Origin of the sequence: Corynebacterium bouchesdurhonense (assembly GCF_900078305.2) — a bacterium.
GTDB lineage: Bacteria > Actinomycetota > Actinomycetes > Mycobacteriales > Mycobacteriaceae > Corynebacterium > Corynebacterium bouchesdurhonense.
Window position 1 is genome coordinate 188,989 of sequence record NZ_LT546027.1, and the last position, 14,775, is coordinate 203,763.

Genomic DNA, 14,775 nt, shown 5'->3' on the forward strand with positions numbered 1-14,775 from the left:
ACGGCAGCGGGGCGCGCCTGATTACGGGGGTTTCACGCCGCGGAGCGCGGGGAATCCGGGTACGCTTTGTGGTTGTATCTTTTCCACAATTTTCATGAGGAGAGTTGGAAATCATGGCGCACTCAGTAGAGATGCCCGAGCTGGGCGAGTCGGTGACCGAAGGCACGATTACCACGTGGCTGAAGGAAGTCGGCGACACCGTTGAGGTCGACGAGCCGCTGCTCGAGGTCTCCACCGACAAGGTCGACACCGAGATTCCCTCTCCCGTGGCCGGCGTGATCCTTGAGATCAAGGCCGAGGAAGACGACACCGTTGAGGTGGGCGACGTGATCGTGATCATCGGCGAGGAGGGCGAGGATACCGGCTCCTCCGAGGATGACTCCGCTGACGACGAGCAGGCTGACGAGTCTGAGCCGGCCGAGAAGCCGGAGGCCAAGGTGGAAGACGCCGACGAGGACACGAAGAAGGACGTGGAGAAGTCTGCGAAGGGTTCCTCCTCCGGCTCCGCCACCGACGTGGAGATGCCGGAGCTCGGCGAGTCCGTCACCGAGGGCACCATCACCACGTGGCTGAAGGAGGTCGGCGACACCGTCGAGGTGGACGAGCCGCTGCTCGAGGTCTCCACCGACAAGGTCGACACCGAGATCCCGTCCCCCGTGGCCGGCACCCTGATCGAGATCCTCGCCGAGGAAGATGACACCGTTGAGGTGGGCGACGTGATCGCCCGCATCGGCGACGAGGACGCTGCGGCCGGTTCGGACGATTCCGACGACTCCGACGACTCGGACGACGAGAACCGCGGCGAGGAAAACGTTGCCGACGAGGACGAGGACGTCACCGAGGACAACTCCGCCGAGGGCGAGGGCGACAACCCGGAGGACGCTCCGAAGAAGTCTGAGAAGAAAGATTCCGCCGAGAACAAGAAGGGCTCCGGCGAGTCCACCACCGTGGAGATGCCGGAGCTGGGCGAGTCCGTCACCGAGGGCACCATCACCACGTGGCTGAAGTCCGTGGGCGACCTGGTTGAGGTTGACGAGCCGCTGCTCGAGGTCTCCACCGACAAGGTCGACACCGAGATCCCCTCCCCGGTTGAGGGCACCATCTTGGAAATCCTCGCCGAGGAGGACGACACGGTTGAGGTTGGCCAGGCCATCGTGGTGATCGGTGATGCCGAGGCCGCTGCCGACGATGACGACTCCGACGACGAGGCAGCAGCCGAGGAGAAGGCTGAGCCGAAGCAGGACGAGCCGAAGCAGGCCAAGGCCGAGGAGAAGGCTGAGCCGAAGAAGGACAACTCCAAGAAGGCCGAGCCAAAGAAGGCCGAGCCCAAGCAGGACGACTCCAACTCTTCCGCCAAGCTCGAGGACCGCGGCGACAAGGTGCCGTACGTCACCCCGCTCGTGCGCAAGCTGGCGGACAAGCACGGTGTGGACCTCAACTCCATCGAGGGAACCGGTGTCGGCGGCCGTATCCGCAAGCAGGACGTGCTGGCCGCCGCCGAGGGCGGCAAGGCTGAGGGCGCTTCCGAGGCACCGGCCGAGACCGAGCAGGAGACCAAGCAGGAGGCGGCGCCGAAGAGTGCCCGCGCTAACTGGTCCACCAAGTCCGTGGACCCGGCCAAGCAGGAGCTCATCGGCACCACCCAGCGCGTGAACCGCATCCGCGAGATCACGGCCGCGAAGATGGTCGAGTCCCTGCAGACTTCCGCGCAGCTGACCCACGTGCAGGAGGTGGACGTCACCCGCGTCGCCGAGCTGCGCAAGGGGGTCAAGCCGGCGTTCGTGGAGAAGCACGGCGCGAACATCACCTACCTGGCCTTCTTCATCAAGGCCGCGGCCGAGGCCCTGGTCTCCCACCCGAATGTCAACGCCTCCTACGACGCCGACAAGAAGGAGATCACCTACCACTCGGACGTGAACATCGGCATCGCCGTGGACACCCCGCAGGGCCTCCTCGTGCCGGTGATCAAGCAGGTGCAGGACATGGACCTGGCGGACATCGCCAAGGCCATCGCTGATTTGGCAGACCGCGCGCGCAACAAGAAGCTGCGTCCGGACGATCTCTCCGGTGCCACCTTCACGGTGACCAACATCGGCTCCGGGGGCGCGCTGCTGGATCCCCCGGTGCTCCCCCCGCCGCAGGCCGGCATCCTGGGCACCGCGGCCATTGAGAAGCGCCCGGTGATCGTGACCGAGGACGGCATCGACTCCATCGCCATCCGCCAGATGTGCTACCTGCCATTCACCTACGACCACCAGCTGGTTGACGGTGCCGACGCGGGCCGCTTCGTGTCCACCATCAAGGACCGCATCGAGGCCGGCGACTTCGAGGACGACTTGGGCCTTTAAGCGGGGCCTTGAAACACGGCCTGAAATACGGCCTCTAAAAATCCGGTTCCGGCACCCGCCGGGGCCGGATTTTTTCGCTCCCCGACCTCTGGGGCAGAGCTTCTACACTTTGTAGGCATGGCCAACGAAACGCAGCCCACCCACTCGCCCGATTCCTTCAAGTCTTTCCGCAACGCTCCCTCAAAATTCGTTGAGGAGGCCGTCGGCGGGCTGGTCACCGCCCACCCGTACGCGGACTGGCACAATGACGGGTTCATCGGCCTGAAGCGCGATACCGATGCGGAGGCGCAGGTCGCCGTCATTTCGGGCGGTGGCTCGGGCCACGAGCCGATGCACGCGGGGTTCATCGGCCGTGGCATGCTCGACGCCGCCTGCCCTGGCCTCCTGTTCACGTCCCCCAACGCCGTCCAGATTACGGCCGCCACGAATTGGGCTGACCGCGGACTGGGCGTGGTGCACGTGGTGAAGAACTACACCGGCGATGTCATGAACTTCACCGTGGCGGCGCAGAGCACGGACGCCCAAGTGCGCCAGGTGCTGGTCGCGGATGACGTGGCCACGGATCTCGGTAACGATCACTCGCCCGGTCGCCGCGGCACCGGGGCAACCGTCATCGTGGAGAAGGTTGCCGGCGCCGCCGCCGCTCGCGGTGACGAGCTGGGCTGCGTTGCGGAGGTTGCGCAGCGGGCGGCCGACCGCTCCCGGAGCATGGCGGTGGCGCTGCAGCCCGGGCACTCCCCCACCCATGACCGCGCGACGTTCGATTTGCAGGACGGCCAAATTGAGATCGGTGTGGGCATCCACGGTGAGCCAGGCATGGAGCGCCGGGACCTCGACAGTGCAGGCCAGCCGAGCGCACGCGCGCTGGTTGCCGAGCTGCTCGACGGCATCCTCGGCTCCCTCGACGCCACAGGCGCCACCGGCGCCACCGGCGATTCCACCGACGGCGCGGAGGTGCTCCTGTTTGTCAACGGCCTCGGCGCCACCAGCGAATTGGAACTTGACCTCGTGTTCGGCGAGGCGGTGCAGCAGCTCACCGAGCGCGGCCTGCGGGTGCGCCGCGCCATGCGCGGCAGCCTGGTCACAGCGATGAATATGGCCGGCATCTCGCTGACCGTGACGGTGCTGGATGAGGAGCTTCTTTCGCTTCTCGACGCCCCCACGGACGCACCCGCCTGGCCCGGCCTCGTGGAGGACCCGCAGTACCGGCCGGCGCGCATGGTGGATGACTACGCGCAGCCCGACAGCGGGGACGAGAACGAGTGGCTCACCCTGTATGTCCAGCGCCTCGGCGAGGGTTTTGATGACCTGACGGCCCTCGACAGGGAGGCGGGCGACGGCGACTTCGGCCAGAACATGGAGGCCGCGTTCGGGGATGTGCGCACCCCGATCCGCGGCGGCGACGCCGAAGTGTTGCAGTTCTTCGCGCACCGGATGCTGGTGCGGGCGGGCGGCACCTCGGGTGCGGTGCTGGGTTCCCTGTTCCGCGAGATGGCCGACGCGTTCGACGCCGCGGGGGTTGACTCCCGCACAGCCAAGCCCGAGACGTTCGCCAGTGCGCTGGCCGAGGGGCTGCGGCTCGGCCTCGACGCCATCACCGAGCTGGGTGGTGCGAAGGAAGGTGATAACACGCTCGTTGACGCGCTGGCGCCGGCGGCGAGGGCCGCGCAGGAGGTGGCGAGCACCGGCGCCGCCTCCTCCACCGAGGAGGTGCTGCGGCACGTGTTCGATGCCGCCGTCGCCGGGGCGAAAGCAACCCGGGGCATGCAAGCAACCAAGGGTCGGGCGTCCTACCTTGGCGAGTCGGCGAAGGAGGTACCGGACCCCGGCGCGATTTCGGTTACGTGGCTGTTCGGCCGCGCCGCTGTGGCCGATTTCTAGTTCGGCCGGCAGGGGCGCCGACTATGCTGAGGGCTGGTTCTACCGCCCCCGGATAAGGAGTTTTCGTGGAATATATTTCCCGCCACATCGGCCCCGATCGCCCGGAAGCCCAGCAGATGCTGCGCACGCTGGGGTACGAATCGCTCGAGGAGCTGATCAGCGCGGCGGTGCCGGCCGGCATCCTCGCCTCCGGGCCCCTGCAGCTGCCGGACGCGCTCACCGAGCACGAGGCGCAACTGCGCCTGCGGGAGATGGCGGACAAGAACGTGGTGCTCAAGGCGTTCTACGGCCAGGGGTTTTCCTCCACCATCACGCCGCCGGTGATTCGCCGCGGCGTGGTGGAGGACGCAGGCTGGTACACGGCTTACACGCCGTACCAGCCGGAGATCTCGCAGGGCCGCCTGGAGGCGCTGCTGAACTTCCAGACGATGGTGCAGGACCTCACCGGACTGGACATCGCCAACGCGTCGCTGCTGGATGAGGCGTCGGCCACCGCGGAGGCCGTCGGGCTGATGTCCCGCACGGTGAAGAAGGGGCGCAGGGTGCTTCTCGACGCCCGCCTCCACCCGCAGGTGATCAACGTCGCCGCGGAGCGCGCCCGGGTGTTCGACCTCGAGGTGGAGGTCACCGATCTAACCGAGGGCGTGGTCGGCGAGGACCTCGTGGGCGCCGTGATCGCCTACCCCGGCACCGAGGGCGACATCGCCGATCCGCGCGCCGTGATTGAGGCGATCCACTCCCGCGGCGGCCTGGTAGCGGTCAACGCGGACATCCTGGCGCTGACGCTGCTTAAGTCCCCGGGCGAGCTGGGGGCGGACATCGCCATCGGCACCACCCAGCGCCTGGGCGTGCCGCTGTTCTACGGCGGGCCGCACGCCGCCTACATGGCCGTGACCGACAAGCTGCGCCGCCAGCTGCCGGGCCGCCTGGTGGGCGTGTCCAAGGACGCGGAGGGCTACCCCGCCTACCGCCTCGCGCTGCAGACGCGCGAGCAGCACATTCGTCGCGAGAAGGCAACCTCCAACATCTGCACCGCGCAGGCGTTGCTTGCGGTCACGGCCTCCATGTACGCGGTGTACCACGGCCCGCAGGGGCTGAAGGAGATCGCGGAGGAGATCCACCGCAACGCGACCCGCTTCGCCGCCTCCGCCGAGGCGGCGGGGCTCGAGGTCAAGCACGCGCACTACTTCGACACGGTTGCGGTTGGGGTTGAGGGCGCGCAAGGGGTCGTCGACAAGCTAGCGCGCGAAGGCTACCTGGTGCGGGCGATCGACGAGCAGACCGTGGGTGTCGCTTTCGGCGAGGATTGCTCCGAGGAGGACCTGGCGGCGCTGCTGGGCGGGTTCGGGGTCGAGGTGGTGGCCAGTCAGGCCGACCGCGCGATTCCGGCGGAGCTCGAGCGCGCCACGCCGTACCTCACGCACGAGATCTTCAACACGATGCACTCCGAGACGCAGATGATGCGCTACATTCGCAAGCTCGGGGACAAGGACCTGGCGCTGGACCGCACCATGATCCCGCTCGGCTCCTGCACCATGAAGCTCAACCCCACGGCGGGTCTGGAGACGATCACGTGGCCGGGTTTTGCCAACGTGCACCCGTTCACCCCCGACGAGTACACCGAGGGCTGGCGCGAGCTGATCGCGGAGCTGGCCGGCTGGCTGGTGGAGATCACGGGCTACGACGCGGTGAGCGTGCAGCCGAACTCCGGCGCCACCGGCGAGCTGGCGGGGCTTCTGGCCATCCGCCAGTACCACCTGGCCAACGGCGACGCCGAGCGCGACATCTGCCTCATTCCGGCCTCGGCCCACGGCACGAACGCCGCCTCCGCGGCGCTGGCCAACCTGCGGGTGGTTGTGGTCGCAACCGCCGAGGACGGCTCCATCGACCTGGCTGACCTGGACGAAAAGATTGCAAAGCACCGAGAGCACATCGCCGCAATCATGATCACCTACCCCTCCACGCACGGCGTCTACGAGGACACGGTGCGCGAGGTGGCGGACAAGGTGCACGCGGCCGGCGGCCAGGTCTACATCGACGGCGCGAATATGAACGCGCTGACCGGCATCGCGCGCCCCGGTGACTTCGGCGGCGACGTGAGCCACCTGAACCTGCACAAGACCTTCACCATCCCGCACGGCGGCGGTGGCCCGGGGGTCGGCCCCATCGGCGTGGGCAAGCACCTCGAGCCCTACCTGCCGTCCAACCCGAATACCCCGGTGGTTTCGAACGGCCCTGCCGGCCCAGCCGGCCCAGACGCGCAGGACGGGGTGCCCGTCTCCTCTACCCTCTACGGCTCTGCCGGCGTGCTGCAAATCCCGTGGGCGTACATCGCCATGAGCGGCGCGAAGGGCCTGAAGTCCGCCACCGCGCACGCGGTCCCCGGCGCAAACTACGTGGCGCACGAGCTCAACGATTCGTTCCCGGTGCTCTACACGGGCGAGAACGGCCTGGTGGGCCACGAGTGCATCCTGGACCTGCGCCCGGCTACGGAGGCGTCCGGCGTGACCGCAGCGGACGTGGCCAAGCGCCTGGTGGACTACGGGTTCCACGCCCCCACCCTCGCCTTCCCCGTGGCGGGCACGCTCATGGTCGAGCCCACGGAGTCCGAGGACCTGGCGGAGCTGGACCGCTTTATCGAGGCGATGCGCTCCATCCGCGCCGAGATCCAGGAGATCATCGACGGCCGCGTGGAGTACGAGAAGTCCGTGGTGCACAACGCGCCATACACCGCCCACTCGGTGGCGCGCAGTGAATGGCCGTACGAGTTCAGCCGCGAGCAGGCCGCCTACCCGGTGGAGGGGCTGGTGCATGCGAAGTACTTCCCGCCGGTGCGCCGCATCGACGAAGCGTACGGCGACCGCAACCTGGTGTGCGCCTGCCCGCCGCCCGAGGCGTTCGACATCGAGCCCGAGGTGGTCGAGGAAGTGGACGTGACGGTGACCGAAGAGAACAAGAAGTAGAACAAGGAGTAGGAGGACCCCATGCCGCAAACCCCCCTGTACGCCAAGCACGAGGAGCTGGGTGCGCAATTCACCGACTTCGGCGGTTGGCGCATGCCGCTGAAGTACGGCAGCGAGTTGGAGGAACACCGTTCGGTGCGCGAGGGCGTGGGCGTCTTCGACCTCTCGCACATGGGCGAGATCGACGTCCGCGGGCCCGAGGCCGGCGCGTTTTTGGATTACGCGCTGATCTCCACCCTCTCCACCCTGGCCGTGGGCAAGGCGAAGTACTCCATGATCGTGGCCGCCGACGGCGGCATCATCGATGACCTGATCACCTACAAGTTCGCCGACGACCACTTTATGGTGGTGCCCAACGCGGGCAACACTCCGGCGGTGTGGGAGGCGCTCACGCAGCGCGCGGCCGGCTTCGACGTGCAACTGCGCAACGATTCTGAGGAGGTCGCGCTCGTTGCGGTCCAGGGCCCGGGTTCGCTCGCGGTGTTGGAGCAGTTGCTTGCCGACGCCCCCACGGAGTACCCCTACTACTCCGGCGCCTGGAACACCCTGGGCGGCATCGAGGTATTCGTCGCGCGCACCGGCTACACCGGCGAGGACGGCTTCGAGCTGTTCTGCCGAGGCGAGGACGCGGAGCAGGTCTGGGACGCGGTCGTCGCCCACGGTGTGCCCTGCGGCCTGGCGGCTCGCGATTCGCTGCGCCTCGAGGCCTCGATGCCGCTCTACGGCCACGAGCTGACCGCGGACATCACCCCGGTGGAGGCGGGCATGGCGCGCGCCTTCGCCAAGAAGGAGGCGGACTTCGTGGGCAAGGAGGCGCTCGCGGGCCGCGAGCCGAGCGTGGTCATCGCGGGCCTGGCGTCTGAGCAGCGGCGCGCGGCGCGCGAGGGCGCGGAGATCTACCTCGCCGGCTCGGACGAGCGGGTTGGGGTGGTCACCTCCGGCCAGCCGTCGCCAAGCTTGGGGCACCCGATCGCGCTCGCCCACATCGACCCGGCCCACGCGGAAGTGGGCACGGAGGTGGAGATTGACGTCCGCGGGCGCCGCTACCCGTTTACCATGACACAGACCCCGTTTTACAAGCGAAAGGAAGCGTAGAACCATGGCGCTGCAGCAGGACTACTACTACTCCGAGGATCACGAGTGGATTAACGCCACCCCGGACACCGCGGCCGGTACCACGGTGCGCGTGGGCATCACCAACGTCGCCGCGGACCGGCTGGGCGAGGTTGTCTTCGCCGAGCTGCCGCAGGTGGGCGACGCGGTGACCGCCGGCGAGACCTGCGGCGAGATCGAGTCCACGAAGAGCGTCTCGGACCTCTACTCCCCCGTCACCGGCACCGTGACCGCGGTGAACGAGGACATCGACGGCGCCTACGAGGCCATCAACAACGACCCGTTCGGCGAGGGCTGGCTCTTCGAGGTGGAGGTTGAGGAGGTCGGCCCGCTCATGAGCGCCGACGAGTACGCCGCCGCCAACGGCGTAGAGGGCTAGGGCCGGGGACTACGCTTGGGGGCCATGACAGCCCCGCGCGACCCTTTCTTCCCCGCCGACCAGTCCATCCGGGCCTCAACCGCGCCGATCGACGTGCGCGAGTTGGGGCTCGTGGACTATCAACAGGCGTGGGATCTGCAGGCTGATCTGGCCGCCAAGCGCGCCAGGGACGAGATCGGCGACACGGTTTTGGTGCTGGAGCACCCCTCCACCTTCACCGCCGGCAAGCGCACGCAGCCGGAGGACATGCCGGATCCGTCCTACCCGGTGCCGGTGGTGGGCGTGGACCGCGGCGGGCGCATCACCTGGCACGGGGAGGGCCAGCTGGTGATCTACCCCATCATCAAACTCGCCGAGCCCGTGGACGTGGTGGATTACGTGCGCCGCCTGGAGGAGGCGATCATCGAGGCGGTGCGACTCGCCGGGGTGCGCACCGCGGGCCGCATCGACGGCCGCTCGGGGGTGTGGGTGCCGTCCACCACCCCGGCCGCCGACCCGGCCGCCCCCACGCGCGACCGCAAGGTAGCGGCCCTGGGCATCCGCATCACCCGCGGCGTAACCATGCACGGGCTGAGCCTGAACTGCGACAACACCCTGGACCACTACGCCCATATCGTCGCGTGCGGCATCGACGACGCCGACGTGACCACCATGTCCCTCGAGCTCGGCCGCCGCGCCCCCCCCGCCGAGATGGGGCCGTTGCTTGTCGACGCCCTCCGCAGAGCGCTCGCAGGAGAACTGGTGGTGGCCAACCACTCCTTCGCGTCGGCCCCCGATCCGTCGAAAGGCCTGAAAAAGCGCCGCTCGTGAGCGCCTTGACAGCGTTGTTACGGTATGGGGGTGACTGTAGCTCCCGAAGGCCGCAAGATGCTCCGCATCGAGAAGCGCAACGCTCAGACCCCGATCGAGACCAAGCCGCGGTGGATCCGCAACGCGGTGAAAACCGGTCCCGAGTACGAGGACATGAAGAAGAAGGTCAAGGGCGCCTCCCTGCACACGGTGTGCCAGGAGGCCGGCTGCCCCAACATCCACGAGTGCTGGGAATCCCGCGAGGCCACCTTCCTCATCGGCGGCGCGAACTGCTCCCGCCGCTGCGACTTCTGCCAGATCAACTCCGCGAAGCCCGAGCCGCTGGACCGCGGCGAACCCCTGCGCGTGGCCGAGTCCGTGCGCGAGATGAACCTCAACTACTCCACCATCACGGGCGTGACCCGCGACGACCTCGAGGACGAGGGCGCGTGGCTGTACGCCGAGGTGGTGCGCAAGATCCACGAGCTCAACCCCCACACCGGCGTCGAAAACCTGACCCCGGACTTCTCCGGCAAGTCGAATCTGCTCCAGGAGGTCTTCGAGGCCCGCCCCGAGGTGTTCGCCCACAACGTGGAGACCGTGCCGCGCATCTTCAAGCGCATCCGCCCGGCCTTCCGCTACGAGCGCTCCCTGGACGTGATCCGCCAGGCGCGAGACTTCGGCCTCATCACCAAATCCAACCTGATCCTCGGCATGGGCGAGACCCAAGAAGAGGTGATGGAGGCGCTGCGCGACCTGGTCGACGCGGGGACCGACATCATCACCATCACCCAATACCTGCGACCGGGCCCGATGTACCACCCGATCGAGCGGTGGGTGAAGCCGGAGGAGTTTATTGAGTACCGCGACGCGGCGTACGAGATGGGCTTCGGCGCGGTCATGTCCGGCCCGCTGGTGCGTTCTTCCTACCGTGCCGGCAAGCTCTACGTGGAGGCGATGGAGCACCGCGGCCTCGAGCTGCCGGAAAACCTGAAGCACCTGGCGCAGACCTCGCAGGGCGACACGGCCCAGGAGGCCTCCACCCTGCTGGCCAAGTACGGCGAGAGCCAGGACACCCCGGTCACCACCCGCTAGCCCAGTGCCCTAAAGTAGGCCCCATGGCCAAGCAGGACACGAAGGCGATGAAGGCGGCCGAGAAGGCCGCGAAGAAAGAGCAGCGCACCGCCAAGCGCGCGAAGCGCAAGCAGACGCGCGGGCAGGTGCGCGAGGCGTTCAACATCCAGCGCAAGCGGGACAAGAAGCTCATTCCGCTGATGCTTTTGTGCGTGCTGGGCGTGGGTCTGCTGTTCTTCCTCATCGGCAAACTCTGGGGCGGCGAGTGGTTCATGCTCGTACTCGGCCTCATCCTCGGCGCCGTGCTGGCAATGTTCGTGTTTTCCCGCCGCCTCGAGCACTCGATGTATGACGAGGTGGGTGACCAGCCGGGCGCCGCCGCCTGGACGCTGGAGAACATGCGCAACACGATGGGCATCGTGTGGCTGACCAAGCCGAGCGTGCAGGCCAACACCCACATGGACACCGTCCACCGCGTGGTGGGCAACCCCGGCGTCGTCCTCGTCGGCGAGGGCGACCCGCGCCGCCTGAAGCAGCTCATGGCAAAGGAGCACAAGCGTGTGGACCGCCTGCTGGCCGGCGTGCCGATCTACGAGGTCTACGCCGGCGACGGCGAAGACCAGGTCAAGGTGCGCGACCTGCAGAAGCACCTGCTCAAGCTGCCCAAGAACTACCAGAAGGACGAGGTCTACAACCTCTCTGCCAAGCTGGACGCCATGGACGCGCGCGGCCGCCAGGGCCAGATGGCCGGCTTGCCGGGCGGCCCGCTGCCGAAGCAGGCCCAGAACATGGCCGGTATGAACCGGAAGATGCGCCGCATGCAGCAGCGTCAGGGCGGGAAGTAACACCGGTGCAGGGGGGCGCCGGCAACCACCACGCGCAGCCGCTGGATTTTGCCGCGGAGGCGAATACGGCGATGCGCTTCGGCATGCTCCTGCTCGCCTCCGGCGCCGCGGGCTACCGCGTGATCCGCGCGGTGAAACGGTGCGCGCGTAGCCTGGGCTTTGACAACGCAGACGTGCTGGTGGGCTTCAACACCATAAGCTGCACCTTCCACCACGGCGAGGAGTTCCGCACGGTGGTGGCGGATGTTCCGCTGCCGGGGGTGAACGCGTCGCGCATCGAGGCGCTGGAGACCACCGCGCACAGCATGCTCCAGAGCTACCACACGGCGGAGGAGATCAACGCGGCGCTGGACGAGATCGAGCGCATCCCCACCCCGCGCTGGCCGCTGTGGATCGCGTCGCTTGCCGCGGGGTTGGCCTGCGCGGGCTTCGCTGTGCTGAACCAGTTCGGCTACCTCGCCGCGCTGATCGTGTTCTGCTCCGCCGCCGTGGGCCAGTTCCTGCGCGGCCACCTGCACCAACGGCACCTCAACGTGCTCGGCATCACGGCTTTCGCAGCGGCCGCGGCATCGTCGCTGTACCTCCTCATCGCGTTCCTGGTACCGGACCGTGACGTCTCGGCCGGCTTCATCGCCGCGGTCCTCTTCCTCATCCCTGGTTTCCCCCTCTTCACGTCCTTTCTGGATCTGGCTCGCTTCGACTTCACCGCCGGCATCCCCCGCCTGTTCTTCGCCGCCGAAATCATCACGGTGACCATGCTGACGGTCTCCGTGGTGGCGATGCTCTCTGGCACCCCTGCCCCGGTCGCACCCGTGCGCGAGCCGACGCTGGAGTACTACCTCTCCGGCGCGGCCGCCAGCTTCGTCGCCGTGGGCTGCTTCGCCATTCTGTTCAACTCGTCGCGCCGGATGGCGCTCATCGCGGCGTTCCTGGGCTCCCTGGCCAACATCGGGCGCCTCGCCCTGCTCTCACTCGGTGTCCGCGGCTTCCTCGCCGCCTTCCTCGCCGCCCTGTTCATCGGGCTCGCCGGAAGCCAGGCGGGCAAGTACGCCACTATTCCCCGCGTCACGGTCACCATCCCCGCCTGCGTGGTGATGATCCCCGGCACCACCATTTACGCCGCCGTGCACAGCTTCGCGGACGGCGACACCCCCGCCGCGCTCTACGCGTTCACCGACGTCACCCTCGCCGTGCTGTTTATCGCGGCCGGCCTGACCGTGGCCCGCATGCTCACGGACCGCACCTGGGCGTTCTCGCGCTACATCGACTTTGGCAAGCACCTCGACGGGGAGATTCTGCCGATCAACTCGTGAGCAGTTGCTTGTCGACGCCCCCTTGTCACGCCAAAATCACCGTCGTATTCGTCGCCCTGTCGTGCATGCCGCGACCGTCCGCGTCCACCATCGCCGCGGGGAAGATGAACGCCGTGAGCAGGGTGCGCAGCGCCGCGCGCCAGAAGCCTACGGGTACCTCCGCGTCCACCCGCGCCACGCCCATGCCCAGCACGGCCATCCCGGGCGTGCGGGCGAACAGCCAGCCCGTGAGGATGCCCATGGCCACCCACAGCAGAAGCGTCAGCGTCGCCGCGTCGCCCCACGCGTCGGTGGTACTGGTGATTAGCGTGGCGGCGGCGAGGCACAACAGCCAGTCAATGACCACCCCGCCCATGCGCCTGGCCACCGAGGCCTGGGCGCCCGGTCCCGACTTGGGCAGGCCAAGGTACTCCCCGGGGTAGGACGGCACCGGGTCATCACCGCCGAACTGGTTGGGGATCTCGGGCCCGTTGCGCCAGCTCGACCCGCCGTTACCCGCCTGCCGGTTCCCCTGCTCTTTTGCCATGGTTCTCCAGACTAGTGCCCAGGCGCACCTGCCTATGCACGGGGAGCGTTCCTCTAAGATGAGGGCAATTGCTTACTCGCATCGAAGGAGAACCACCGTGCCATTCGGCAACATCGAAGAAGTACAGAATTTCATCGCGGACGAGGATGTGCAGTTTGTCGATGTTCGCTTCACCGACGTGCCGGGCCGCGAGCACCACTTCTCCATCCCCGCGTCCATGTTCGATGCGGAGGTGATGGAGGAGGGCCTCGCGTTTGACGGCTCCTCCATCAAGGGCTTCACCACCATCGAGGAGTCCGACATGACGCTTATGCCGGACCTGGCCACCGCCAAGCTCGACCTGTTCCGCTCCTCCAAGACGCTGAACGTAAAGTTCTTTGTCAACGACCCGTTCACCCACGAGCCGTTCTCCCGCGACCCGCGCAATGTGGCGAAGAAGGCCGAGGAGTACCTGGCATCCACCGGCATCGCGGACACCTGCAGCTTCGGCGCAGAGGCCGAGTTCTACCTCTTCGACTCCATCCGCTACGAAGTGGAGGGAAACCACGCCTTCTACGAGATCGACGCCGAGGAGGGCTGGTGGAACCGCGGTAACGAGGTGGAGGCGGACGGCTCGGCCAACCTGGGCTACAAGAACCGCTGGAAGGGTGGCTACTTCCCCGTCCCGCCGTACGACAAGACGGTCGAGGTCCGCGACGCGATGGTGCACAACCTGGCCAAGTCGGGCTTCAACATCGAGCGCTTCCACCGCGAGGTGGGCAACGGCGGCCAGCAGGAAATCAACTACCGCTTCAACACGCTCCTGCACGCGGCGGATGATCTGCAGGACTTCAAGTACATCGTGAAGAACACGGCCACCCAGTTCGGCAAGACGGCCACCTTCATGCCCAAGCCGCTCGCCGGCGATAACGGTTCTGGCATGCACGCCCACCAGTCCCTGTGGAAGGACGGCGAGCCGCTGTTCTACGACGAGTCCGGCTACGGCGGGCTCTCCGACATCGCCCGCTGGTACATCGGCGGCATCCTCGAGCACGCCGGCGCGGTCCTGGCATTTACCAACCCGACGCTGAACTCCTACCACCGCCTGGTTCCGGGCTTCGAGGCCCCCATCAACCTGGTGTACTCGCAGCGCAACCGCTCCGCGGCCATCCGCATCCCAATCACTGGCACCAACCCCAAGGCGAAGCGCATCGAGTTCCGCGCCCCGGACCCGTCGGGCAACCCGTACTTCGGCTTCGCCGCGATGATGATGGCCGGCCTGGACGGCATCAAGAACCGCATCGAGCCGCACGCTCCGGTGGACAAGGACCTCTACGAGCTCCCGCCCGAGGAGGCCAAGGAGATCCCGCAGGCCCCGACCTCGCTGGAGGCCTCACTCGCCGCGCTCGAGGCGGATCACGACTTCCTCACCGAGGGCGACGTGTTCACCGACGACCTGATCGAGACCTACGTGCGCCTGAAGGTGACCGAGGAAATCGCGCCGGCCCGCCTGCGCCCCACCCCGCAGGAGTTCGAGCTCTACTTCGACTGCTAGCCACCCCGGC

At 67.5% G+C, this 14,775-nt stretch carries 11 protein-coding genes; 10 read left to right on the plus strand and 1 reads right to left on the minus strand.

All coding sequences use genetic code 11. The annotated features are described in order from the left end of the window. Window positions 1-113 precede the first annotated feature (113 nt). The 9 genes from sucB to BN4252_RS04555 all read left to right on the plus strand — a co-directional run bounded on the left by sucB (window position 114) and on the right by BN4252_RS04555 (window position 12,705). Window positions 114-2,348, plus strand: coding sequence for a 2-oxoglutarate dehydrogenase, E2 component, dihydrolipoamide succinyltransferase (gene sucB, locus BN4252_RS04515; protein ID WP_066526463.1), 2,235 nt, complete (start codon window positions 114-116; stop codon window positions 2,346-2,348). 117 nt (window positions 2,349-2,465) lie between these two features. Further along, complete coding sequence (locus BN4252_RS04520; RefSeq protein ID WP_066526467.1) at window positions 2,466-4,229, plus strand: dihydroxyacetone kinase family protein; 1,764 nt, start codon at window positions 2,466-2,468, stop codon at window positions 4,227-4,229. A gap of 65 nt (window positions 4,230-4,294) precedes the next feature. Further along, on the plus strand, window positions 4,295-7,192 hold the full coding sequence (gcvP, locus tag BN4252_RS04525; protein ID WP_066526474.1) for an aminomethyl-transferring glycine dehydrogenase: 2,898 nt from the start codon (window positions 4,295-4,297) through the stop codon (window positions 7,190-7,192). 21 nt (window positions 7,193-7,213) lie between these two features. Then, window positions 7,214-8,287 (plus strand): glycine cleavage system aminomethyltransferase GcvT, encoded by a 1,074-nt coding sequence (gcvT, locus tag BN4252_RS04530; protein WP_066526476.1) that lies wholly within the window; start codon window positions 7,214-7,216, stop codon window positions 8,285-8,287. A gap of 4 nt (window positions 8,288-8,291) precedes the next feature. Further along, window positions 8,292-8,684, plus strand: coding sequence for a glycine cleavage system protein GcvH (gcvH, locus tag BN4252_RS04535; RefSeq protein ID WP_066526481.1), 393 nt, complete (start codon window positions 8,292-8,294; stop codon window positions 8,682-8,684). Between the two features lie 24 nt (window positions 8,685-8,708). Further along, entirely contained in the window at window positions 8,709-9,494 is a 786-nt protein-coding gene (lipB, locus tag BN4252_RS04540; RefSeq protein WP_066526486.1) for a lipoyl(octanoyl) transferase LipB, read from the plus strand. 30 nt (window positions 9,495-9,524) lie between these two features. Further along, complete coding sequence (gene lipA / locus BN4252_RS04545) at window positions 9,525-10,568, plus strand: lipoyl synthase (protein WP_066526491.1); 1,044 nt, start codon at window positions 9,525-9,527, stop codon at window positions 10,566-10,568. 23 nt (window positions 10,569-10,591) lie between these two features. Beyond that, window positions 10,592-11,392 (plus strand): DUF4191 domain-containing protein, encoded by an 801-nt coding sequence (locus tag BN4252_RS04550; RefSeq protein WP_066526494.1) that lies wholly within the window; start codon window positions 10,592-10,594, stop codon window positions 11,390-11,392. A gap of 5 nt (window positions 11,393-11,397) precedes the next feature. Further along, a complete protein-coding gene (locus BN4252_RS04555) occupies window positions 11,398-12,705 on the plus strand; it encodes a threonine/serine exporter family protein (protein ID WP_066526499.1) in 1,308 nt (435 codons plus the stop codon). Between the two features lie 25 nt (window positions 12,706-12,730). Here BN4252_RS04555 and BN4252_RS04560 read toward each other — a convergent pair whose 3' ends face one another. Next, window positions 12,731-13,231, minus strand: coding sequence for an RDD family protein (locus BN4252_RS04560; protein WP_066526502.1), 501 nt, complete (start codon window positions 13,229-13,231; stop codon window positions 12,731-12,733). 58 nt (window positions 13,232-13,289) lie between these two features. Here BN4252_RS04560 and glnA point away from each other — a divergent pair, with 58 nt between their 5' ends. Continuing rightward, window positions 13,290-14,765, plus strand: a complete 1,476-nt coding sequence (glnA, locus tag BN4252_RS04565) for a type I glutamate--ammonia ligase (RefSeq protein WP_066526722.1) — start codon at window positions 13,290-13,292, stop codon at window positions 14,763-14,765. Window positions 14,766-14,775: the final 10 nt, after the last annotated feature.

Excerpts from the sequence above, each read along its gene's own strand:
- sucB (WP_066526463.1), top strand. The coding sequence starts at position 114 with ATGGCGCACTCAGTAGAGATGCCCGAGCTGGGCGAGTCGGTGACCGAA.
- BN4252_RS04560 (WP_066526502.1), bottom strand. The coding sequence starts at position 13,231 with ATGGCAAAAGAGCAGGGGAACCGGCAGGCGGGTAACGGCGGGTCGAGC.
- gcvT (WP_066526476.1), top strand. The coding sequence starts at position 7,214 with ATGCCGCAAACCCCCCTGTACGCCAAGCACGAGGAGCTGGGTGCGCAA.
- glnA (WP_066526722.1), top strand. The coding sequence starts at position 13,290 with ATGAGGGCAATTGCTTACTCGCATCGAAGGAGAACCACCGTGCCATTC.
- BN4252_RS04520 (WP_066526467.1), top strand. The coding sequence starts at position 2,466 with ATGGCCAACGAAACGCAGCCCACCCACTCGCCCGATTCCTTCAAGTCT.
- lipB (WP_066526486.1), top strand. The coding sequence starts at position 8,709 with ATGACAGCCCCGCGCGACCCTTTCTTCCCCGCCGACCAGTCCATCCGG.
- BN4252_RS04550 (WP_066526494.1), top strand. The coding sequence starts at position 10,592 with ATGGCCAAGCAGGACACGAAGGCGATGAAGGCGGCCGAGAAGGCCGCG.
- gcvH (WP_066526481.1), top strand. The coding sequence starts at position 8,292 with ATGGCGCTGCAGCAGGACTACTACTACTCCGAGGATCACGAGTGGATT.